Below are 21,801 nucleotides of genomic sequence, written 5' to 3'. Positions count from 1 at the left end.
CCGGTGGACCACCGCGACCGGGCTCGGACCCGCGGATCGACTCGCTCGGATCCACGCGACGGCCTGGCTCGGACGCGCGGGACGGCCTCGCCCGGACGCACGGGACGGCCTCGCCCGGTCCCACGGCTCGACCGGGTGCGAACCGGCGGCCGACCGGGCTCGGACCCGGGCGGGCCGGCCAGGTCCGGAGCCGCGGATCGGCCGGGCTCAGAGCCGCGGATCGGCCGGGCTCAGAGCCGCGGGTCGACCGGCTCGGACTCCAGGGCCAGGACCGCGAACACCGCCTCGTGGACCCGCCACAGCGGCTCCCCGTCGGCCAGCCGGTCCAGCGCCTCGAGCCCCAGCGCGTACTCCCGCAGCGCCAGCGACCGCTTGTGGCCGAGGAACCGGTCCCGCAGCCGCTCCAGGTTCTCCGGGCGGGTGTACTCCGGGCCGTAGATGATCCGGAGGTACTCCCGGCCGCGCACCTTGATGCCCGGCTGGACGAGGCGGCCCTTGCCGTCCCGGACCAGCGCGGCGAGCGGCTTGACGACCATGCCCTCGCCGCCGCGCCCGGTCATCTCCAGCCACCAGTCGACGCCGGCGCGCACCGATGCCTCGTCCCCGGTGTCGACGACGAGCCGGCGGGTGGCCTGGACGAGCCCGGTCGGGTCGTGCTCGACCAGGCGGTCCAGCCAGGCCAGCTGCTCGTCGTGCGGCACGGCGGCCAGCGAGCGGCCCTGGACGGCGAGGATCTGGAACGGCGCGAGCCGCACCCCGTCCAGCCCCTGGGTGCTCCAGCAGTACCGGCGGTACGCCTCGGTGAACGCGGCCGCGTCCTCGGCCCGTCCCAGCTGGCGTCCGGCCAGCGCGCCGACGTCCACGCCCCGGGCCGCCGCCGCGGCGAGGGCCGCGTTGGCCTCCGGGAGGACGGCACCGGAGGCGGCGCCGACCGCGGCGTACTGGGAGCGCAGCAGTCCGGCCGCCTTCAGGGACCAGGGCATCAGCTCGGCGTCGAGGAGCACCCAGTCGGTGCCCCACTCCTCCCAGAGCCCGGCGGCGGTGACCGCCGCGCGCAGCCGGCCGAGGACCACCTCGGTCAGCGCGGCGTCGTCGAAGAACGGCCGCCCGGTACGGGTGTGCAGCGCCCCGGTCGGGCCGCCGACGGCCCCGGACGCGTCCGCGTCGCCGCCCACGCCGAACCGCTCGCGGGCCACCCCAGCGTCCCGGCAGACCAGGGCCACCGCCCGCGAGCCCATGTGCTTCTCCTCGCACACCACCCGGGCGACCCCGTCCGCCCGGTACTGCGCGAAGGCCTCGGCCGGGTGCTCCAGATAGCCGTCCTCGCGCGAGGTGGCGGTGGGCGCCATCGTCGGAGGCAGGTAGCCGAGCAGCCGCGGGTCGACGGCGAACCGGCTCATCACTTCGAGCGCGGCGGCGGCGTTCTCCTCCCGGACGGCGATCCGGCCCATGTGCCGGGTCTCCACGATCCGGCGGCCCTGGACGTCGCCGAGGTCGAGAGGACGCCCCTCCCGGCCGCCGGGCGCCTCGCTGACCAGCGGCTTGACCGGCTCGTACCAGACCTTCTCGGCCGGTACGTCGACCAGTTCGCGCTCCGGCCAGCGCAGCGCGGTCATCTTCCCGCCGAAGACCACCCCGGTGTCCAGGCAGATGGTGTTGTTGACCCAGGAGGCGTTGGGGACGGGGGTGTGCCCGTAGACCACGGCGGCGCGGCCCCGGTATTCCTCCGCCCACGGGTAGCGCACGGGCAGGCCGAACTCGTCGGTCTCGCCGGTGGTGTCCCCGTACAGCGCGTGCGAGCGGACCCGGCCGGAGGTGCGGCCGTGGTACTTCTCGGGCAGCCCGGCGTGGCAGACGACGAGCCCGCCGCCGTCGAGCACGTAGTGGCTGACGAGTCCGTCGATGAACTCCCGCACCCGGGCGCGGAAGGCCGGGTCCTTCCCGTCCTCCCTCCCCAGCTGCTCGACGGTCTCGGCCAGGCCGTGGGTGTGCTGGACCGTGCGGCCCTTCAGATAGCGGCCGAGCTTGTTCTCGTGGTTGCCCGGCACGCACAGGGCGTCGCCCGAGGACACCATGGACATGACCCGGCGCAGCACTCCGGGGCTGTCGGGGCCCCGGTCGACGAGGTCGCCGACGAAGACCGCGGTGCGCCCGTCGGGGTGTGTGCCGTCGACATAGCCGAGCTTGCCGAGCAGGGTCTCCAGCTCGGAACTGCAGCCGTGGATGTCACCGATGATGTCGAACGGGCCGGTGAGGTGGCGCAGGTCGTTGTAGCGGCGCTCCAGCACCACTTCGGCATGCTCCGCCTCCTCCTCGGTGCGCAGGACGTGCACCTTGCGGAAGCCCTCGCGCTCCAGGCCGCGCAGCGAGCGGCGCAGTTCGCGGCGGTGGCGCTGGATGACGTGGCGGGGCAGGCCGGCACGGTCGGGGCGGGCCGCGTTGCGTGCGGCGCAGACCTCTTCGGGCAGGTCGAGGACGATCGCGATGGGCAGCACGTCGTGGCTGCGGGCCAGCTGGACCAGCTGTCTGCGGCTCTCGGACTGCACACTGGTCGCGTCCACGACGGTCAGCCGCCCGGCCGCCAGCCGCTTGCCGACGATGTAGTGCAGTACGTCGAAGGCGTCGGAGCTGGCGCTCTGGTCGTTCTCGTCGTCGGCGACCAGGCCGCGGCAGAAGTCCGAGGAGACGATCTCGGTGGGCTTGAAGTGCTTGCGGGCGAAGGTGGACTTGCCGGAGCCGGTGGCCCCGATGAGGACCACCAGCGAGAGGTCGGTCACCGGGAGGGTGCGCGGAGTACTGGTCATGCGGCGTTCGCCTCCTTCTCGGCGGTGGTCGCTGTCTCTTCGGTGGTGTGCGCTGTCTCTTCGGCGCTGGCCTGCTCCGCCGTGCCCAGGGTGAACACGGCCATCTGGGTGGGCGGTCCCACCTCCGGGTCGTCGGGCCCCACGGGTACGAAGGCGACGCGGTAGCCGTGCCGCCGCGCCACTTCGCCGGCCCAGGACCGGAATTCGGCCCTGGTCCACTCGAAGCGGTGGTCGCCGTGGCGCACATGCCCGGCCGGAAGGGTCTCCCACCGGACGTTGTACTCGACGTTCGGCGTCGTCACGAGCACGGTCCGGGGGCGGGCCGCGCCGAAGACGGCGTACTCCAGCGCGGGCAGTCGCGGCAGGTCGAGGTGTTCGATCACCTCGCTGAGGACGGCCGCGTCATAGCCCTTGAGCGTCTTGTCGGTGTACGTGAGCGAGCCCTGCCGCAGCTGTACGCGGGCGGCCTGCCGCTCCCCCATCCGCTCCAGCTTCAGCCGCCGGGCCGCGATGGTGAGGGCGCGCACGGACACGTCGACGCCGACGATCTCCTTGAAAACCGCGTCCTTGAGCAGGGCCTGCACCAACTGGCCCTGGCCGCAGCCCAGGTCGAGGACCCGGCTCGCACCGGCGGCCCGCAGCGCGTCGAGGATCGCGGCGCGCCGCTGCTCGGCGAGCGGGACCGGCTTCTCCTCGGTGTCGGCCGTCTCGTCGACGGCGTTGTCGAGGGCGTCGACATCGAGGTCGTCCGACTCGGCGAGCCGCACCAGTTCGAGCTGCTGCATCGCCTGCCGGGTCAGCCCCCAGCGGCGGGAGAGATAGCGGCTGGTGATCAGCTTCTGCTCGGGGTGGGTGGCGAGCCAGCCCTCGCCCGCCCGCAGGAGTTTGTCCACCTCGTCCGGGGCGACCCAGTAGTGCTTGGCGTCGTCGAGGACCGGCAGCAGCACGTACAGCTGCCGCAGCGCGTCGGCCAGCCGCAGGTCGCCTTCGAGCACCAGCCGTACGTACCGCGATTCGCCCCACTCCGGGAACCGTTCGTCCAGCGGTACCGCCACGGCGTCCACGCTCGTCCAGCCCAGCGGGCCGAAGAGCTTGCGCACCAGCTCCGCGCCGCCGCGGGCGGGCAGCGCGGGCACCTCGATCCGCAGCGGCATCGGTTCCTGTGCACGCTCGGGCAGGGCCCGGCACACCCCGTTGAGCGCGGACTTGAAGACCGCGCTCATGGCGACGGACAGCAGGGAGGAGGCCGCGTACGGGCGGTCGTTGACGTACTGCGCGAGTGCCGCGTCGGGAGCACCACCCCGGCCCTTGCCCTTGCCCCTGCGCACCAGGGCGACGGGATCGACCTCCAGCAGGAGGGCCGCGGTGCAGCGCTCGGCCGACGCCTCGGGGTAGAAGACATGCGCGGTGCCATGGGAGGTGGAGAACGCCTGCGCCTTCTCGGGATGCTTGTGCAGCAGGAAGCCGAGATCGGTCGCCGGACGCTCCGGATTGCCGGTGGTACTGATCGTCAGGAACACACGTCCGAGTATGAGTCGGCCGCTCCTTCCCTCACCAGGCATTTTCACCTGCCCGGTCGCCCGGACCCCGGTCCTGGCCCGTCCGGGGCCGATCGGCCGGCCCCGAGCACGGCGGCCAGTGCGGCGATCGTCCGCGGCCCGACCCGGCAGCAGCCGCCGATCAGCCGGGCCCCGGCTGCCGCCCAGTCGCGCGCCGCGTCCGCGGTGAAGGTGGGGGCGCCGGTCCAGCCCCGCCCTCCTGCCGCCTCCCACCGCTCGCCGCTGTTCGGATAGACGACGACCGGCTTTCCGCTCACCTCCGCGGCCACCGCCACCGCCCGGCCCGCTTCCGCCGGATCGCTGCAGTTCACCCCCACGGCGAGCACGTCCTCGCGGCCCCGGACCAGGTCGAACGCCGTCTCCAGCGGCTGCCCCGCCCTGGTCCGGCCGCCCGCCACGCTGTACGAGAGCCAGACGGGCAGCCCGCACCCCTCGACCGCCCGCAGCAGGGCCTCGGCCTCCTCGGTGTCCGGCACCGTCTCCAGTGCCAGCACATCGGGTCCGGCCGCGGCCAGCGCCTCGATCCGGGGGCGGTGGAAGCGCTCCAGCTCCCGGACGGAGAGCCCGTAGCGGCCTCGATACTCGCTGCCGTCCGCCAGCATCGCCCCGTACGGGCCGACCGAACCGGCCACCCAGACGTCCCGCTCCACCGTCCCGGCGGCCCGCCGCGCCAGCCGGACGCTGCGGGCGAAGAGCCCCACCGCCTCCGCCCGGCCGATCCCCCGCCGGGCGAACCCCTCGAACGTGGCCTGGTACCCGGCCGTGGTGAGCACCCGGGCCCCGGCCCGCGCGTACGCGGTGTGCGCCGCCTCGATCGCGCCGGGCCCCTCGATCAGCAGGCGGGCCGACCACAGGGCGTCGGACAGATCGCGGCCCTGCGCCTCCAACTGATTGGACAGACCGCCGTCGAGAACCACCGGCCCCTCCTCCAGGGCCCGGCCTAGCGGGCGCCCGGGCGCGGAGCCGGGCGGGCGGGGCTCCCGGCCGGGCGGGCCGGCGGGGGCGGGGTTCATGGGTGCCTCCCTCGGGCCTCAGCCCAGCTGGGGCTTGACCTGCGAGGAGATCAGCTCCAGGTGGTCCAGGTCGTCGAGGTCCAGTACCTGGAGGTAGATCCGGGACGAGCCGATCGCACCGTACCGGCCGATCTTGTCGACCACCTCGGCGGGCGAGCCCGCGAGCCCGTTCGCCTTCAGCTCCTCCACCTCGCGCCCGATGACGGCGGCGCGGCGCGCCACCTCCGCGTCGTTCTTGCCGACGCAGACGACCAGGGCGTTGGAGTAGACCAGGTCGTCCGGTCCGCGGCCGGCCTTCTCGGCCGCGTCCCGGACCCGGCCGAACTGCTTCTCGCTGTCCTCCAGCGACGCGAACGGAATGTTGAACTCGTCGGCGTAGCGGGCCGCCAGCCTCGGGGTGCGCGTGGCGCCGTGACCGCCGATCAGCACCGGCACCTTGGCCTGCGCCGGCTTGGGCAGCGCGGGCGAGTCGGTGAGCTGGTAGTAGGTGCCGTCGAAGCTGTACGTCCGGCCGATCTCGGTCGCCCAGAGTCCGGTGATGATCTCCAGCTGCTCCTCCAGCCTGCCGAACTTCTCCTTGGGGAACGGAATCCCGTAGGCCTTGTGCTCCTCCTCGAACCAGCCCGCGCCGAGGCCGAGCTCGACCCGACCGCCCGACATCCGGTCCACCTGCGCGACCTGGATGGCGAGCACCCCGGGGAGCCGGAAGGTCCCCGCCGTCATCAGCGTGCCGAGCCTGATCCGGCTGGTCTCGCGGGCCAGCCCGGCCAGGGTGATCCACGCGTCCGTCGGGCCGGGCAGCCCGTCCCCCGGGCCCATGCGCAAGTAGTGGTCGGAGCGGTAGAAGGCGTCGAAGCCGAGGTCCTCGGTCGCCTTGGCGACGGTGAGCAGGGTGTCGTAGTCGGCCCCTTGCTGGGGTTCGGTGAAGATGCGAAGATCCATGCCTCCATCCTGCACCTCCGGCCGCCGCCCGCCGTGCTCCGGTGCCCTCCCGGGGAACGTCGCGGCCGGAACCGGGGCAGCCGCACGCGGCTCCCGGAGCCGGGCACGGTCACTCCCTCAGCCGGGCGCGGCCCCGGCCCGCGGCGGTCGTGCCCGTGGGGCGGGCGACCGGGCCGTACGCCCCGAACGGCCCGTCCCGCTCCCGGCCGCGCTCCAGATCCTGCTGCTGCTCCCTGTCCCGCTCGTCGAGGCGTCGGAGCATTCCGTGGACCCGGTCCATGGACTCGTCGGCCGCGTCGATCGCCTCCATGCACTGCCAGTAGAGCCCCTGGTCGTCGGTCTCGCAGGCCACCCCGACCAGGGCCATCCCCACCTCCCCGAGCAGGGTGCACAGCCCCGTCAGCGCCGACCGGGGGTCGGCCAGGGCGGAGAGCTGCACCGCCCGTGCCACCCCGGCCCGCGCCGCCGGGTGGTCCAGCGTCCCGCCGCTGCGGCCGCCGATCTCGCTCAGCCCTCTCGCCTCGCCCCGTAATTCCTTGGGCCCGTCGGCCGCCAGGCGGCTACCGATCGCCTGGGCCAGCGCCTGCGCCTGCCAGGCCTCGGCGATGATGTCCGGCGTCCCCCTGCTCTGCGCCAGAGCACGCCGGCTGACCCCTACAAGCCGTTCCGCTTCCATGCGTTCCCCCGTCCGTACGAAAAGCCGCTCACCTCATCCATTACCCACAGTGAGGTCAGCAGCACCGAAAAGCCAGAGGAATTCGGAAATCTATGGACACTCAATCGATTGTGGATAAGTCGATCACTCCGAAGAGTGACGATCGTCGGGTTCGGTAGGGTTCCGGCGGTCCGGCACGGGGAACCGGGACTCGTTCCGGTCGATCTTCTCCGCCAGTGCCGTGAGGACGTCGATCCCCAGCACCTCGCAGAACTGGAGCAGGTACGCGAGCACGTCGGCGACCTCGTCCGCGACCCGGTGCGCGGTCTCCGGCCGTTCCATCACCCGCGCTGACTGTTCGGGCGTCAGCCACTGGAAGATCTCCAGCAGTTCGGCGGCCTCGACGCTGAGCGCCGCCGCCAGGTTCTTGGGCGTGTGGTACGGCTCCCAGTCACGCGCGGCCGCGAAGGCGGCGAGCCGTCGTTGCAGTGTCTGTACATCAAGTTCGGTCACGGTCCCAGGTCTACCACCGTGACTCCGGGCGCCTCCCGGGCCCGTAACGCTCCCGGTTCGGTGACCGTGCCGACCAGCCGGAGATGCCCGGCCGCCCCGATGGACGCGGCCAGCGAGAGCAGTTCGCGCAGCTGCCGCCCGTCCAGGTCCCGGTCCAGTCCGTCGGCCAGCACCGTGAGGGTCTGCATGGCGGGCGGCACCTCCCGTACCGAGTCCACCGCCAGCACCCCGGGGTCGGTGAGGAGCACCAGGGCGAGGGCGAGGTACCGCAGCTCACCGTCCCCGAGGCGGCCGACCGGGGTGGCTCCTCCCCCGCCCCGGCCGAGGCTCGCCCGCAGCGAACCGTCCGCGAGCCGCTCGACGCCCAGGGCCGTGACCGGTCCGGCGCACCCGGCACGCGCCGCGGCGAGCAGCCGGGCATGACGCCGTCCGCACCGGGTGTGGCGGTCCAGCGCCGCCGCCAGGTTGTCGCAGCCGCGCCGCAGTCTGCCGTCACCGGCCGGCACGGGTGCCCGCATCCGCTGCGGCTGCGGTTCGCACGCGAAGACCGAGCGGAGCGCCACCAGTGTCTGTTCGGCGGCAGCCAGCACCCGTAACTGGCCCTCGGTCCGGCCCGCCACGCGCAGCGGCAGCAGGGCCGTACCGAGGCGGTCGTCGGGGAGCGGCGCCCGGGTCACGGGCACCGTGCCCGCGGTGTGCCAGGCCGCCTGGACCATGGAGCGGCCCGGGTCGCGCAGCGCGGTGCTGAGCAGTGTCTCGCCGCCGCCCGTGAGCCGTTCGCCGACGATCCGGAGGGCGGGCTCCGCCTGTACGGCGATGTCGAGCCGCACCGGCCCCGCCGGACCGTCCGTCGTACAGCCGATCCGGAAGCCGCGCCGCCCCTGCGCGTCGGCCACCGCCCGCTCGGGCACACAGCCCGCCGGGTCCGGGAAGACCGCCGCCAGCGACTCCCCGCCGCCCAGCCGCGCCAGCGCCTCGTACGCCCGCAGCGCGCTCGTCTTGCCGCTGCCCCCGGGCCCGCCGAAGAGGGTGACCGGGCCGATCGGGAAGACGGCTCCCCGGTGTGCCGCGAAGGCGGAGAGCCGCAGTTCGGTGACGACGGGCCCGGCGGAGCGCCGCGCGGCTTGCGGGCCGACCGGGCGACGCGCGGCGGCGGGCGGCCCGCCGGGCCCGGAGGGGCAGGCGGGCGATGGCGGGGTGAGCCCCGGTCGGAGTGCGGTCATGGGGCGGACGGTATGCGGACCACGGTCCGGCGAACCGTTCCTCCTGAACGACCTTCCTACGATCGGGGTACTGAGACGCCCAGCCGCGCCGGACGGCGCTCCGGTCGGCTAGGGGCGGCACCGCGCGCACCGGGCTCGCCGGCCCGGTCCGGACAAACGGGCCCGAGGGCCGGCCTCAGGAGCCGGGCAGCCCCGCGGCCGTGACTCCCTCGACCTCCATGCCGACCGGGGAGAGCAGGAAGACGTTGCGGTCGACGCGGTGCATCCCGCTGCCGAGGCCGAAGACCACCCCGCTGGTGAAGTCCAGGATGCGCTTGGCGACGTCGGTCTCGGCACTGGTCAGGTCGAGCAGCACCGGGATCTGGGCGACCAGGTACTCGGCCACCTCCCGGGCGTCCGCGAAGACCTGGACGCGCAGCACGACGAGCCGTCGTTGCTCGGCGGCCGGGCTCTCGTCGGGGACCGCGCGGTGGTCCACTCTGGACGGCCACTCGTTGCGGCTGCGCAGAGGCACGACCTGGGCAAGCCCCTCCCACTGCTCGTCCGTGACGTCGTACCTGTCGTACCTGCTCACCGGTCCACCCCGTCTGTGCTTCGGTTGGCGTTGCGCCGGCTGCGCTCGCTGTTCATCGGGTAATTGTCTCGCCACTCACCCGATCGGCGTAACACCGACACGGGTCAAGGGCCGGCCGACACCGCCGGGGGCTCGCCCGCCGTGTCCCCGGCGGTTCTGAGCCGGTGTGCCTCCGCGCTCATGTCGACGGGGGTGAACCGTACAGGAAGCCGGACCAGGGCGCGGTGGAACGGTCCCGGACGCCAGGTCAGCTTGCTCACCGGAACGGCCAGTTCCGCGTCGCACAGCTGGCTGGTGATCTGCTCGACGGCGGTCATCGCGATGAGCAGCGCGGGCTGTTTGGCCGGGCACCGGTGCGGCCCCGCCGACCAGGCGAGGTGGGCGCCCGCCCCGGAGCGCACCGCGTGGTCCGGGCGGCCCGGCCGCGGGAAGTCCGGCTCCGAGGGCCCGGGCCCCTGGGAGCCGGGCTCGAAGCGGCTGTTGGCGGCCGCGTAGGACACCAGGACGAGCTGCCCCGCGCGCAGCCGCACGCCGTGGAACTCCGTGTCGTGCCGCGGGTAGTGGGCGGCGAGATTGGCCAGTGGCGGGTCCTGCCACAGGACTTCGTCGACCGCCTCGTGCGCGGTCATCGCACCGCCGTGCAGCGAACCGGCGTAGCGGGGGTCGGTGAGCATGTGCAGCAGCGTGTTGCCGATCAGATTCGTTGTCGGATCGTGTCCCGCGCTCATGATCAGAGTGATCTGACGCACGGTCTCGTCGTTGTCGAGACCGGCCGGATGACCGAGGAGGTACGAGGTGAGGTCGCGGCCCGGCCGTCGGCGGCGGGCGGCGACCAGTTCGGTGACGACCTCGACGAGACCGGCGTAGGCGCGGGTGGCGTCGGCGCCGGGGTCGAACATCCCGGCGGCGCCGTCGACGACGCGGTCGGCGTCGCCGGGCGGTACGCCGAAGGACGTCACGAGCACGTGGAGCGGGAGCAGGCGGGCGTACTGGGCGATGAGGTCGCCGCTGCCGGTGGCGGCGAAGCCGCCGATGAGCCGCTGGGCGACGCGGGCGACCTCGGCCCGCAGGACGTGCGGCTCGATCAGCGCGAGGCTGTCGTTGATGGCGGCGCGGTAGCGGGCGTGCACCTCGCCGTCGCTGAAGAGCGCGGTGGGCCGGTAGCCGAGGACCGGCAGGACCGGTGAGTCGTCGGGGACGGTGGCCTGCCAGGCGCGCGGGTCCTTGGTGAAGGTGTGGGTGTCGCGCAGCAGGTCGACGGCAGCCTGGTAGTCGGTGACCAGCAGGGCGTCGATGCCGGGGGCGAGCCGGACGGGCGCGAGCGGTCCGTGCTCGCGCAGCCGCCGGTAGTGGCTCCGCGGGTCGGCGGCGAACTCCGGTCCGTACAGGGCGAGGGGCTGCGGGGGCGGTGCGTACGGTGTCATGACGGGTCCTCGGGCCGGGGCATCCTGGTGAGTACGTGCTCGGCCAGGGCGATCAGGGCGTCGATGCTGCCCCGGCGCTCGCGGGCGTCGCACTGCACCAGCGGGGTCCCGGGCGCGAGGTCCAGGTGTTTGCGCAGGACCTCGTCGGTGTGGGCGGGCGCGTCGGGGAAGCGGTTGACGGCGACCGCGTACGGCAGGCCCTGCTCCTCGACCATGTCCATGACGGCGAAGGAGTCGGCGAGCCTGCGGGTGTCGACCAGGACGAGGGCGCCGAGCGCGCCGCGGGCGATGTCCTCCCAGAGCGGCAGGAACCGCTGCTGGCCGGGGGTGCCGAACAGGTACAGCACCAGGTCGTCCAGGACGGTGAGGCGGCCGAAGTCGACGGCGACGGTGGTCGTGGTCTTGTCCGGCAGTCCGGCGGTGTCGTCGAAGCGGGTGCTGGACTGGGTCATCGCCTCCTCGGTGTGGAGCGTGGCGATCTCCGACAGCGTGCGGATCAGGGTGGTCTTGCCGACGCCGAACGGGCCCGTGACGACGATCTTCATCAGGGTCCGGGCGGACGTCGGCAGGTAGCCGACGCCGGTGCGGTCAGTGGAGGGAGCGGAGTCCAACGAGCAGCCTCTCGACGAGCGACCGGTCGATCTCCCCTGCGCTGGGGACGGGCGGTCGGGTGTGCAGATGTCCGGCGGCCGCGAGGTCCGTGGCCAGGAAGACGGTGGCGCTGACCGGCAGGTCCAGGTGGGCGGCGCACTCGACGACGGTGAGCGCCCCCGGTTCCAGCAGCTCGCACAGCCTGCGCTGTTCCGAGCCGGTGCCCGGGGGCAGTTCGGTGTCGGTGCGCACGAGTACGTCGAGCCGGTCGAGCGCGGGCCCGGCGGGCCGGGTCCGGCCGCCGGTGACCAGGTAGGCGGGTATCAGGCGGCGCCCCGGGCGGGCGGTCATGGCCGGGCGTCGGTGTCCGGGCGGCGGGAGGGCGCGTTCATCGCCCGGTTCAGGGCGCTGACCTGCACCTGCATCTGGTACGCGATGTCACCGAGCTTGGCGCCGGGTTCCGCGAACAGGGCGAGGGTGGTGTTGTTCCCGGCCGGTACGACGATGGCGAAGCCCTGGTCGGACTCGACGACCGTCTGGGCGAGCAGGGGGGCCTCGACGTCGGTGAACGCGGTGGTGAACGCGCGGGCCGCGGCGTGCAGGGTGGCGGTCATGGCGGCGACCCGCTCGCCGGAGGCACGGTCGAGGCCGGGCGAGGCGCCCTCGACGAGTCCGTCGCCGGTGGCGACCACGGCGTGCTGGACGCCGGGCAGCTCCAGCAGCGGGGTCAGCACCCATGCGAGGTCACCGTTGGTGGAAGTGGGGGCGCTCACGTCTGGTCGTCTCCTTGCTCGTCCCGGTCGCCCGGGTGGTCGTGGTCCTCCGGCGCCGGTGCGGCCGACCGCCCGGCGAGGCTCCGGCCGTTGAGGGTGCCCTGCTGGAGCGCCGCCCAGGAGGCCCCGGCCTGCTCGGGCGTACGGGGCGGCTGGGCGCGTCCGGTGGCCGGCCCGGCGGACGGGGTGCGGACCGGGGCGGGGCGCGGTGCGCGGCGGCGTCGGCTGGGCAGGGCGGCCGGCTGCCCGTCGGCGGGTTGCGGCACGGGGGCGGTCTCCTGCTCGGTCGGGGCGGGATCGGCGGCCGCGGCGGGGGTCCGTACCGGCTCCGGGGCGAGCGCGGAGAGGCTGCGCTCCTCGTCCAGCACGGTCAGCAGATGGGCGGGGACGCGCAGGATGGTGCGCATGCCGCCGAACGGCGACGCCTCGATGTGGCAGTCGAACCCGTACTGCGCGACCAGGCGGCCGACCACGGCGAATCCGGTGCGCGGCGGGTCGCCCAGCTCGGTCAGGAGAACCTCGGGCGGGCCCGCCAGCAGGACCCGTGCCCGGTCGAGCGCGTCGTCGTCCATGCCGATGCCCGCGTCGTCGACCACCAGGAACGCGCCCCGGCCGCCGCTCTGCTGAAGGGTGATCTGGACGTCGGTGTCGGGGTGCGAGTACGCGGTGGCGTTGGCCAGGATCTCGGCGAGAGCGATGGCCAGGGGTTCGGCGGCGCGGGCGACCAGGGCGAGCCGTTCCTGACGCAGGTGGTTGGAGACCTTGACGCGTTCGTATCCGGCGACCCGGGACTGGGCACCGAGCACGATCTCGACGAGCGGCGAGTTCTGGCGGGCGAGGCCGGGCCAGGCGTCGCAGAGCACGGCGGTGGCCTGGGTGCGCCGCAGCGCGAGCTCGTTGCGGAAGTCCAGTTGCAGGATGCGCGGGTCGTCGTACTCGTGCTGGAGCTCGTGCAGCAGCTGCTGGGACTGGTTGAGCAGGGACTGGATCTTGGCGGAGGTGCCGCGCATCGCCGCGCGGGCCGCCGCGTCGACCCGGCCCCGCTCCTCCATGACCGCGTCGCGGGCCGCCTGCACCGCCTCGGTGAGCAGCCGGGCGGCTTCGCCGTCGACCTCGGCCGCCTCGCGCAGCCCGGGGACCTTGGCGGTGGGATGGGTGAGGGCGAGTGCGGCGGCGGGGATGCGGTTGCGGGCCAGCTGGCGGATCTCCTCGGTGAGCGCCGCGGTACGGGTGTTGGCGGCCTTCGCCTGGCGGTCGGCCAGCTCGGCACGGGCCAGCGCGATGTGCTCGGCCCGCGCCGAGTTCTGCGCGCGGACCGCCGCCGCCACGGCCGCCGCCACGGCGATCACCGCCACTATCCAGCCCATGCCGTCACCGCGCTTCTGTCGTCGGATCGCTCTCCCGGCCGGGGCGGCGGCACACGCTACCGCTCCGCCGGTCCGGCCGGTTCGCCCCGCTGCTCCAGCTCCTGGGCGACAATGGCGACCTCGGTCATCACCTGGAGCACGCCGGGCAGTTCGGAGCCGTCGAGGTCGCGGTACTCGCTGCCGATGGTCACCACCAGCCGCTCGGGAAGGCCCAGTTCCGGGTAGCGCCGCTCGGCGATCACCCGGCGGGCGGCCTCGACGGCGGGCACCCCGGCGGTGTGGAAGGCGTGGGCGCGCTCGCGCACGTACTCCAGGTAGACGATGTGGTCACGCACCCCGGCCCGGTCGAGGAGCGGGCCGTGCCCCGGTACGACGGTGGTGGCGCCGGTCTCCAGCACGCGTTCGCAGGCCGCGATCACATTGCTCAGCGGCCCGGCCCAGTGCACCACGTGGTCGCCCGGCCGGTCCGGCGTGCTGGCGAAGACGACATCGCCGGTGAACACGGCGTCCTGGGCGGGCAGATGGACCATCAGGTCGCCGGTGGTGTGCGCGGGCGGCAGCGAGGAGATCCGGACCGGGTAGTCGCCCAGGGTCAGTTCGAGCTCGCCCGTGAAGTACGTGGTCGGCGCGACCGGCTCGGTGTGCGACCAGTCGAAGGGACCGAAGTGGCGGGCGAGGTAGCCGCCGAGCGGGGTGGTCCGGTCACCGGAGGTGACCAGGGCGTGCTGCTGCTGCGGCGTGGGGTCGTAGTGGATGTGCTCGCGGGCCTCGCGGGTGGCGATGATCTCCGCGTCCGGCAGCACCCCGGCGCCCCAGTAGTGGTCGCCGTTGGCGTGGGTGACGACGATCCGGTCGATGTGGACGCCGGCAGGCAGCCGCTTCGTGGACTCGGCGAGGAACTGACCGGCCAGCACGGTGTCGTACGGGGTGTCGATCCAGAGCGCGCCGCAGGACGAGACGAGCAGTCCGCAGTTGGCCAGCCCCCAGCCCCGTTTCGGCGGGAGCCATACGTGAAGGCCCCGCCCCAGGTCTACGACATCTCCACCCGTGATCGACATGGGGCGATTATGCCGACCGAATTCCGGCCACGTGTTCGAACTCGTTCATCACTCAACCTCGCTGGCTCAAATGCATCGCTCATGCGGCTCGAGACGAGAGTGATGGTGACCCTGCGAGATCGGCGCACCCTCGATCCATTCACTATCTTCCGGATATATAGGGCTTATTCGCCCCGGGAAGCTCCGCCGCTCGACGGAAGGGCACCGAACAGCCGCCAAACCGGAATGTGCCGATTACCCACCGAGCATGGCCGAAAACAGCCCCTCCACGCAGGTCCGCACGGCCTGCCGCAAGCACCGCATTCGGCCCCGCCCGGCCGCGCCGGGACTCCACCGGGAGCCATGGCCCGTACCGGGGCAGCGGAGGCGATCACGCCATGACCGTGGCCGGGATCGGCAACCTCGGCGCGGCCGGGGCCCTGCCGTCGCGGACCGCGACGGCGCCGCGCGGCTCCCGGTCCGACGGCCCTCCCCCGCTCACACCGCGACGACGGTGACCCCGGCCTCCGTGAAGCGGGCGGTCGCCCCGGGCGTGATGCCCCGGTCCGTGACCAGGAAGTCGACCTGCGCCAGATCGCAGACCCGGGCGAAGGCGCGCTTGCCGATCTTCGAGGAGTCGGCGGCCACCACCACCCGCTGCGCCCGCTCGGCGAGCAGCCGGTTGATGCTGGCCTCGCCCTCGTGATGGACGTACGCGCCCCGCTCGGTGTCGATCGCGTTGACGCCCAGCACGGCGACGTCCAGGGTGATCTCGCCCAGCACCCCGCTGGCCAGCGGGCCGGTGAGCTCGTACGACTGCGGCCGGGCCACCCCTCCGGTCACCACGATCTTGATCTGCGGCCGGATCACCAGCTCGTTGGCGATATTGAGGGCGTTGGTCACCACGGTCAGGCCCGGCTGACCGCCCGTCGCCGTCGCGTTCTCGCCGACGATGTCGGGACGCACCGCGAGCGAGCGGGCCACCTCCGTCAGGGTCGTACCACCGGTCAGCCCCACCACCTCGCCGACCGCGACCAGTTCGGAGACCGCACGACCGATGGCCTGCTTCTCCGGGGCGTGCCGGCCGGTCTTGTAGCGCAGCGCCAGTTCGTAGGCGACGCCGTGCGCCACCGCGCCGCCCCTGGTACGGGTGAGCAGCTGCTGCTCGGCGAGCTGGTCCAGGTCGCGGCGGATGGTCGCGGCCGAGACGTCCAGCGTCGCGGCGGCGCTCTCGACGTCCACCCGGCCGTTCTTGCCGACCAGCTCCAGCAGCGCGTTCCACCGGGCATCCCTGGACAAGGCAACTCTCCTCACGGGACCGGCCTTCGGGCACCCATCCCCTTGGGTACGGTCACCGGACACGCGCAAGCGTTGCACAAGGCTCCACCCAGTCAAGCCGACCGCACACACCCTGCTTGATAATGCTCGAAGAGCGCGTATACCGTGCAGAATCGAGCATCTGATCGCGAGCCCCGCCCCGAGCCCCACCCGCCCGAGCGGCACGCCTCTTCGCGGGCCTCTCCGGGCCTCCCACCGGGCCTCACTACGAGTACGGAGTGCAAAAGTGTCATTTGTCGAGATCGAGACGGCCAGTCAGCCGGAGTGCTGGCGTCGCGCCGCCGAACTGGCCGGGACGCAGTCGGCCGCTCTGCCCGCCGCCGGTGAACGCATCGCGGTCGTCGGCTGCGGCACCTCGTTCTACATGGCCCAGGCCTATGCCGCGCTCCGCGAGGGCTCCGGCCAGGGCGAGTCCGACGCCTTCGCCGCCTCGGAGTTCCCGTTCGGCCGGACGTACGACCGGGTCGTCGCCCTCACCCGTTCCGGGACCACGACCGAGGTGCTCGACCTGCTCGGCCGACTGCGCGGCACCACGCGCACCGTGGCCATCACCGCCGACCCCGGGACGCCGGTCATGGCGGCGGCCGACGAGGTCGTGGTGCTCGACTTCGCCGACGAGAAGTCCGTGGTGCAGACCCGGTTCGCCACCACGCTGCTCACCCTGCTCCGCGCCCACCTCGGCCTGCACACCGAGTCCGCGGTGCGGGACGCGGAGACCGCGCTGGCCGAGCCGCTGCCCGAAGGGCTGGTGGACTGCACCCAGTTCACCTTCCTCGGCCGCGGCTGGACGGTGGGGCTCGCCAACGAGGCGGCGCTGAAGATGAAGGAGGCGTCGCTCTCCTGGACCGAGTCGTACCCCGCGATGGAGTATCGTCACGGCCCGATCAGCATCGCCACCGGGTCCACCGCGACCTGGATGTTCGGCACCGCCCCGGAGGGCCTCGCCGATCAGGTGCTGGCGACCGGTGCCCGCTGGGTGGAGAGCGGGCTCGACCCGCTGGCCGAGCTGGTGCGCGTGCAGCGTCTGGCGATCGCCCGAGCCGCCGCCCGCGGTCTCGACCCGGACAGCCCCCGCCACCTGACCCGCTCGGTCGTGCTCACGGACGGCTGACCGGCCCGGGGCCGGCGGTCGTCAGGTGCCCGCCGGCCCGGCCGTGTCCGTGCGTACGTGCGTCCTTGCGTACGTGCGTACGGAGGCGAAGTGGTCAGGATTCCTCGAAGTAGGCGTCCAGGACCGCGTCGATCTCCTCCGCCCACTCCTTGAGGCGGCTCTTGGCCGGTGCGTCGACCTCCGCGTTGAACCACCGGTGGTTCGGCATGTGGACGACGACGGTGAACCGGCGGCCGAACCTGGGCAGCTTGACCTCGACCGCGGAGATCTCGTCCCAGCGGAACTCGGCCTCCTGGTCGTCCAGCCGGAAGCGGACGCCCTCGTGGTCGGCGGCGATCGAGCCGCGCCGGTCGCTCACGTCGAACACGGGCCCGTCCTTCGCCTCCTTCCGGTCCGACGGAGGTTCGGCCGCCTCCGGCTCCGCGGCGTCGGCGACCGGCTCCACCACCGGTTCCGGTTCTGGTTCCGGCTGTTGCGGGACGGCCCGCTCCGGGCTCGTTTCCGGTTTCACGGCGGGGACGGAGGCCGTGAGACCAGGGACGTACGCCGGATCTGTCCCCGCGGCGTATCCGGGCTGAGTGTTCGGATCTATGCGCTGCTCCACGGCGGGCAGTATGGCCGACGAAGCTGTGCCGGGCCAACGACCCCCGCCTCGGCCCGGCTGTCCGGGGGCCGGTTTCGCCCGCTCGGTCCGGGTCCGGTGCCCCGCGCCGATGGCCGGGGGCCGCTCAGCGAAGGGCCCGGGTCAGCCCCAGCGCCGCGGTACGCACCGCGGTGCCGAGCTGGGCCGGGAACCAGCGCGCCACCGGGACGGCCACCGAGATGGCGGCGACCACCGTGCCGTCGGCGGCGAAGACCGGGGACGCCACGCAGTTCACCCCGGCCACGGCTTCCTGTTCCTCGTAGGCGAGGCCCGCCAGCCGGGCCTGGTCCAGCATCACCCGCAGCCGGGCGGGATCGGTCACCGAGTGGGGGGTGAGCCGGGGCAGGGGTTCGGCGAGGATCTCCTCGGCCGCCTCGCGCGGGGAGAACGCGAGCAGTGCCTTCCCCACCCCGGTGCAGCTCAGGGGCAGGGCGCCGCCCACCCTGGACGGCAGGGGCAGGCTCTCGTGTCCGTGGATGCGTTCGAGGTAGACCACGGAGCGGTTCTCCCGGACGCCCAGATGGACCGTCTCCCGGGTCGCCTCGTACAGATCCTGGAGGAATGGCAGGGCCGCCTCGCGCAGGTCCCGGCGGCGCGGCACCAGCCCGCCGAGATCGAAGAGCAGGCCGCCCAGCTGGTACTTCTGCCCGACCCGTTCGAGCAGCCCGAGGCGCACCAGGTCGGCGGCGAGCCGGTGCACCGTGCTCTTGGGCAGGCCGGTGCCGGCCGCCAGCTCGGACAGCCGGCGCCGGCCCCCCTCGGGGCGGAAGCAGTCCAGCAGCGCCACGGCCCGCTCCAGCATGCTGCCCTGCACCGCGTCGTTCCTCGTCACGGCTCCACCCTGACACGGAAGGGCTGGTCCGGACCCGTGTGTTCCATGTGGCGGAACGCTCCTTGGACCGGGCGGGCGCAGCGTCTATACCTGCCTCATCGCACCACCCGTTTCTCCTCCCTCCCCGCACCACCCCCGTTCCGGAGGTTGTCCGCCATGAACTCCCCCGCGGTCCGCGAGGCCGCCGACCTGCTGGCCGAGGCCGCACGGACCGGCACGCCGGTCCCCCCGGTACGTGGCCTGATCCCCGCCGACGACGCCGGCGCCGCCTACGCGGTGCAGCGGATCAACGTGGAGCGGAGGGTGGCCGCCGGACGCCGGGTCGTCGGGCGCAAGATCGGGCTGACCTCCCCCGCCGTCCAGGCCCAGCTGGGGGTGGACCGGCCGGACTTCGGTGCCCTGCTGTCGGACATGGCCGTACCGGACGGCGGAACCGTCCCCGCCGGGCGGCTGCTACAGCCGAAAGTGGAGGCGGAGGTCGCGCTGGTCCTCGGTGCCGACCTCGACCTGGCCGAGCCCAACGTCGCCGACGTCATCCGCGCCACCGACTTCGCCCTGCCCGCGCTGGAACTCGTCGACAGCCGGATCGCCGGCTGGGACATCACGTTCGCCGACACCGTCGCCGACAACGCCTCCAGCGGACTCTTCGTCCTCGGCACCACCCCCGTCCCCCTCACCGCCGTCGACCTGCGGCACGTCACCATGACGCTGCTGCGCGGCGAGGAGCAGGTCAGCGCCGGCACCGGCGCCGACTGCCTCGACGGTCCCCTGAACGCCGCGGTGTGGCTGGCCGGTGTGCTGGCCGGGATGGGGGACCCGCTCCGGGCGGGCGACATCGTCCTCACCGGCGCGCTGGGGCCGATGGTCCCGGCCCGGCCCGGGGACCGGTTCGAGGCCCGGATCCTTGGACTCGGTTCCGTCCGCGTCCGTTTCGCACCCGAAGGAGCTGCCCAGTGACCACCAAGGTCGCCGTCATCGGCTCCGGCAACATCGGCACCGACCTCATGATCAAGGTGCTGCGGCTGTCGGAGACCCTGGAGATCGTCGCCATGGCCGGAATCGACCCCGATTCGGACGGCCTCGCCCGCGCCCGCCGCCTCAAGGTCGCCACCACCCACGACGGCATCGACGGGCTCGTGCGGATGCCCGAGTTCGAGGACGTCGAGATCGTCTTCGACGCGACCTCCGCCGGGGCCCACAAGCGTCACGAGGAGGTGCTGCGTCCGCTGGGCCGCACCCTGGTCGACCTCACCCCGGCGGCCGTCGGCCCGTACGTGGTCCCCACGGTCAACGGTGCCGAACACCTCGGCGCGCCCAACGTCAACATGGTCACCTGCGGCGGCCAGGCCACCATTCCGATGGTCGCCGCCGTCCGCTCGGTCACCCCGGTCCACTACGGGGAGATCGTCGCGTCGATCTCGTCGCGCTCCGCGGGCCCCGGCACGCGCGCCAACATCGACGAGTTCACCGAGACCACCTCCGCCGCCATCGAGCAGGTCGGCGGCGCGGCCCGCGGCAAGGCCATCATCGTCCTCAATCCGGCCGAGCCCCCGCTCATCATGCGGGACACGGTCTACTGCCTGGTGTCCGACTGCGACACCGACCGGGTGCGCGAGGCGGTCCTCGCCATGGAGCGCGCCGTGCAGGAGTACGTGCCCGGCTACCGGCTCAAGCAGGACGTCCAGTTCGACCGCGTTCCGGCCGACGACCCCCAGCGCGGCCTCCTCCCGGAGGGCGAGCGCTCCGGCACGGCCTGGAAGGTCTCCGTCTTCCTGGAGGTCGAGGGCGCCGCGCACTACCTGCCCGCCTACGCGGGCAACCTCGACATCATGACCTCCGCCGCCCTGCGCACCGCCGAGCGCATCGCGGCCCACCACCAGAAGGGGGTGCCGACCGCATGACCAGCGATCTCTACATCCAGGACGTGACCCTGCGGGACGGCATGCACGCCGTCCGGCACCGCTACTCCGTCGAGCAGGCCCGCTCGATAGCCGCCGCGCTCGACGCGGCGGGCGTCGCCGCGATCGAGATCGCGCACGGCGACGGCCTGTCCGGCTCCTCCCTCACCTACGGCGTCGGCGCGCACACCGACTGGGAGTGGATCGAGGCGGTCACCGACGCCGCCCGGCAGGCGGTCCCCACCACCCTGCTCCTGCCCGGCATCGGAACGGTCCACGACCTGAAGCAGGCGCACCGGCTCGGCATCCGTTCCGTGCGGATCGCCACGCACTGCACCGAGGCCGACATCTCCGCGCAGCACATCGCCGCCGCCCGCGAACTCGGCATGGACGTCGCCGGATTCCTGATGATGTCCCACATGGCCGAGCCCGCCGAACTCGCCCGCCAGGCCAAGCTGATGGAGTCCTACGGTGCCACGTGCGTGTACGTCACCGACTCCGGCGGCCGCCTGACCATGGACGACGTCCGGGCCCGCTTCCGCGCCTACCGCGAGGTCCTCGACCCGGGGACGGAGATGGGCATCCACGCCCACCACAACCTCGCCCTCGGCGTCGCGAACAGCGTCGTCGCCGTGGAGAGCGGGGCCGTCCGGGTCGACGCGTCGCTCGCCGGTCAGGGCGCGGGCGCCGGGAACTGCCCGCTGGAGGCGTTCGTCGCCGTCGCGGACATCCAGGGCTGGAAGCACGGCTGCGAGCTGTTCCCGCTGATGGACGCCGCCGACGACCTCGTGCGCCCGCTCCAGGACCGCGAGGTGCGGGTCGACCGCGAGACCCTCACCCTCGGCTACGCGGGCGTCTACTCCAGCTTCCTGCGGCACGCCGAGATCGCGGCCGGGCGGTACGGCCTCGACACCCGCTCGATCCTCGTGGAGGTGGGGCGGCGCAAGATGGTCGGCGGCCAGGAGGACATGATCACGGACATCGCCCTGGACCTCGCGCGGCGGTCCGTCCAGGCCCCGTGACCGCCGCCCCCCGCCGGGCGGACGCCCGGCGGGGGCCCGCCTCACGACACCGCGCCCCGCGCCGCCAGGAGTTCGCCCACCCGGTCCAGCGGGAGCGCCGGTACGTGGTGTCCGGCCCGCCCGGTCATCGGCCGGGCGCCGGTCAGCACATTGAGCACCGCCTCCTCCACCGACTCCACGACCGCCTCGTAGAAGGGGTCCATCCGGCCCCAGGGCACGAAGCGCATCGACTCGTACGGGGCGCTGCCGTCGTCCTCGGGGAACGTGCTGGTCAGGGCGGACGGGTTGGCCGTGGAGAAGGCCAGGAACAGGTCACCGGAGAAGTGGCTGCCGGTGGTCCCGGTGCGGGCCAGGCCCAGCGTCACCCGGCGGGCCAGCGCCTTGCACTGCCCCGGCAGCAGCGGGGCGTCGGTCGCCACCACCACGATCACCGATCCGGCGCCGGGCGGCACCGGCCGCTCCCCCTCGGCCGGTGCCGGGCC

The 21,801-nt window shown here is 73.4% G+C and carries 22 protein-coding genes; 4 read left to right on the top strand and 18 right to left on the bottom strand.

Features of this window, described 5'->3' with window-relative positions:
* Positions 1-230 precede the first annotated feature (230 nt).
* The 15 genes from ACFCV8_RS26715 to ACFCV8_RS26645 all read right to left on the bottom strand — a co-directional run bounded on the left by ACFCV8_RS26715 (position 231) and on the right by ACFCV8_RS26645 (position 15,774).
* Entirely contained in the window at positions 231-2,804 is a 2,574-nt protein-coding gene (locus ACFCV8_RS26715; protein WP_376687993.1) for a polynucleotide kinase-phosphatase, read from the bottom strand.
* Positions 2,801-4,324 (bottom strand): 3' terminal RNA ribose 2'-O-methyltransferase Hen1, encoded by a 1,524-nt coding sequence (locus tag ACFCV8_RS26710; RefSeq protein WP_376687992.1) that lies wholly within the window; start codon positions 4,322-4,324, stop codon positions 2,801-2,803. The genes ACFCV8_RS26715 and ACFCV8_RS26710 overlap by 4 nt, the downstream gene beginning before the upstream one ends.
* 44 nt (positions 4,325-4,368) lie before the next feature.
* Positions 4,369-5,376, bottom strand: coding sequence for a homocysteine S-methyltransferase (mmuM, locus tag ACFCV8_RS26705; protein ID WP_376687991.1), 1,008 nt, complete (start codon positions 5,374-5,376; stop codon positions 4,369-4,371).
* Positions 5,377-5,394: 18 nt separating this feature from the next.
* Positions 5,395-6,318 (bottom strand): LLM class F420-dependent oxidoreductase, encoded by a 924-nt coding sequence (locus ACFCV8_RS26700; RefSeq protein ID WP_376687990.1) that lies wholly within the window; start codon positions 6,316-6,318, stop codon positions 5,395-5,397.
* Between the two features lie 109 nt (positions 6,319-6,427).
* Positions 6,428-6,994 carry a DUF6099 family protein gene (locus ACFCV8_RS26695; protein WP_376687989.1) on the bottom strand — a complete coding sequence of 189 codons (567 nt, stop codon included), beginning with the start codon at positions 6,992-6,994 and terminating at the stop codon, positions 6,428-6,430.
* A 123-nt stretch (positions 6,995-7,117) separates the two neighbouring features.
* Positions 7,118-7,486, bottom strand: a complete 369-nt coding sequence (locus ACFCV8_RS26690) for a nucleotide pyrophosphohydrolase (RefSeq protein WP_376687988.1) — start codon at positions 7,484-7,486, stop codon at positions 7,118-7,120.
* A complete protein-coding gene (locus ACFCV8_RS26685; protein WP_376687987.1) occupies positions 7,483-8,709 on the bottom strand; it encodes an ATP-binding protein in 1,227 nt (408 codons plus the stop codon). Before ACFCV8_RS26685 ends, ACFCV8_RS26690 begins: the two co-directional genes overlap by 4 nt.
* A 175-nt stretch (positions 8,710-8,884) precedes the next feature.
* Positions 8,885-9,283, bottom strand: coding sequence for a cell division protein SepF (locus ACFCV8_RS26680; RefSeq protein WP_376687986.1), 399 nt, complete (start codon positions 9,281-9,283; stop codon positions 8,885-8,887).
* A gap of 104 nt (positions 9,284-9,387) precedes the next feature.
* Positions 9,388-10,707 (bottom strand): cytochrome P450, encoded by a 1,320-nt coding sequence (locus ACFCV8_RS26675; protein ID WP_376687985.1) that lies wholly within the window; start codon positions 10,705-10,707, stop codon positions 9,388-9,390.
* The gene (locus ACFCV8_RS26670) at positions 10,704-11,318 is read right to left on the bottom strand and encodes an ATP/GTP-binding protein (protein WP_376687984.1); all 615 of its coding nucleotides are present in this window, start codon (positions 11,316-11,318) and stop codon (positions 10,704-10,706) included. Before ACFCV8_RS26670 ends, ACFCV8_RS26675 begins: the two co-directional genes overlap by 4 nt.
* Positions 11,296-11,649: a DUF742 domain-containing protein gene (locus ACFCV8_RS26665; protein ID WP_376687983.1), complete on the bottom strand. Its 354-nt coding sequence runs from the start codon at positions 11,647-11,649 to the stop codon at positions 11,296-11,298. Before ACFCV8_RS26665 ends, ACFCV8_RS26670 begins: the two co-directional genes overlap by 23 nt.
* The gene (locus ACFCV8_RS26660; RefSeq protein WP_376687982.1) at positions 11,646-12,071 is read right to left on the bottom strand and encodes a roadblock/LC7 domain-containing protein; all 426 of its coding nucleotides are present in this window, start codon (positions 12,069-12,071) and stop codon (positions 11,646-11,648) included. Before ACFCV8_RS26660 ends, ACFCV8_RS26665 begins: the two co-directional genes overlap by 4 nt.
* Positions 12,068-13,438 carry an ATP-binding protein gene (locus ACFCV8_RS26655; protein WP_376687981.1) on the bottom strand — a complete coding sequence of 457 codons (1,371 nt, stop codon included), beginning with the start codon at positions 13,436-13,438 and terminating at the stop codon, positions 12,068-12,070. Before ACFCV8_RS26655 ends, ACFCV8_RS26660 begins: the two co-directional genes overlap by 4 nt.
* A gap of 56 nt (positions 13,439-13,494) precedes the next feature.
* On the bottom strand, positions 13,495-14,496 hold the full coding sequence (locus ACFCV8_RS26650; RefSeq protein ID WP_376687980.1) for an MBL fold metallo-hydrolase: 1,002 nt from the start codon (positions 14,494-14,496) through the stop codon (positions 13,495-13,497).
* A gap of 477 nt (positions 14,497-14,973) precedes the next feature.
* Positions 14,974-15,774, bottom strand: a complete 801-nt coding sequence (locus tag ACFCV8_RS26645) for a DeoR/GlpR family DNA-binding transcription regulator (RefSeq protein WP_376687979.1) — start codon at positions 15,772-15,774, stop codon at positions 14,974-14,976.
* A gap of 265 nt (positions 15,775-16,039) precedes the next feature.
* On the opposite strand from ACFCV8_RS26645, the gene ACFCV8_RS26640 reads away from it, so the two are divergent.
* A complete protein-coding gene (locus tag ACFCV8_RS26640) occupies positions 16,040-16,924 on the top strand; it encodes an SIS domain-containing protein (protein WP_376687978.1) in 885 nt (294 codons plus the stop codon).
* Between the two features lie 94 nt (positions 16,925-17,018).
* On the opposite strand, the gene ACFCV8_RS26635 is transcribed toward ACFCV8_RS26640, so the two are convergent.
* Together ACFCV8_RS26635 and ACFCV8_RS26630 are read right to left on the bottom strand one after the other, a co-directional pair.
* A complete protein-coding gene (locus tag ACFCV8_RS26635) occupies positions 17,019-17,528 on the bottom strand; it encodes a hypothetical protein (protein ID WP_376687977.1) in 510 nt (169 codons plus the stop codon).
* A 124-nt stretch (positions 17,529-17,652) separates the two neighbouring features.
* Positions 17,653-18,369 carry an IclR family transcriptional regulator gene (locus ACFCV8_RS26630; protein ID WP_376687994.1) on the bottom strand — a complete coding sequence of 239 codons (717 nt, stop codon included), beginning with the start codon at positions 18,367-18,369 and terminating at the stop codon, positions 17,653-17,655.
* Positions 18,370-18,555: 186 nt separating this feature from the next.
* On the opposite strand from ACFCV8_RS26630, the gene ACFCV8_RS26625 reads away from it, so the two are divergent.
* From ACFCV8_RS26625 to dmpG, 3 genes are read left to right on the top strand one after another with little or no spacing between them, the layout of a single operon-like run.
* Positions 18,556-19,356 carry a 2-keto-4-pentenoate hydratase gene (locus tag ACFCV8_RS26625; RefSeq protein WP_376687976.1) on the top strand — a complete coding sequence of 267 codons (801 nt, stop codon included), beginning with the start codon at positions 18,556-18,558 and terminating at the stop codon, positions 19,354-19,356.
* Positions 19,353-20,300 carry an acetaldehyde dehydrogenase (acetylating) gene (locus ACFCV8_RS26620; protein WP_376687975.1) on the top strand — a complete coding sequence of 316 codons (948 nt, stop codon included), beginning with the start codon at positions 19,353-19,355 and terminating at the stop codon, positions 20,298-20,300. The genes ACFCV8_RS26625 and ACFCV8_RS26620 overlap by 4 nt, the downstream gene beginning before the upstream one ends.
* On the top strand, positions 20,297-21,319 hold the full coding sequence (gene dmpG, locus ACFCV8_RS26615) for a 4-hydroxy-2-oxovalerate aldolase (protein WP_376687974.1): 1,023 nt from the start codon (positions 20,297-20,299) through the stop codon (positions 21,317-21,319). Before ACFCV8_RS26620 ends, dmpG begins: the two co-directional genes overlap by 4 nt.
* Before the next feature lie 41 nt (positions 21,320-21,360).
* On the opposite strand, the gene ACFCV8_RS26610 is transcribed toward dmpG, so the two are convergent.
* Positions 21,361-21,801, bottom strand: a 441-nt coding sequence (locus tag ACFCV8_RS26610) for a P1 family peptidase (RefSeq protein WP_376687973.1), incomplete at its 5' end; no start/stop codon positions are given.

The sequence above is a fragment of the Streptomyces sp. NPDC056347 genome (assembly GCF_042262625.1).
In the GTDB taxonomy this organism is placed as follows: Bacteria; Actinomycetota; Actinomycetes; order Streptomycetales; family Streptomycetaceae; genus Streptomyces.
Note: the sequence above shows the minus strand (reverse complement) of the source record. Positions and strands in the feature narration are given on the sequence as shown.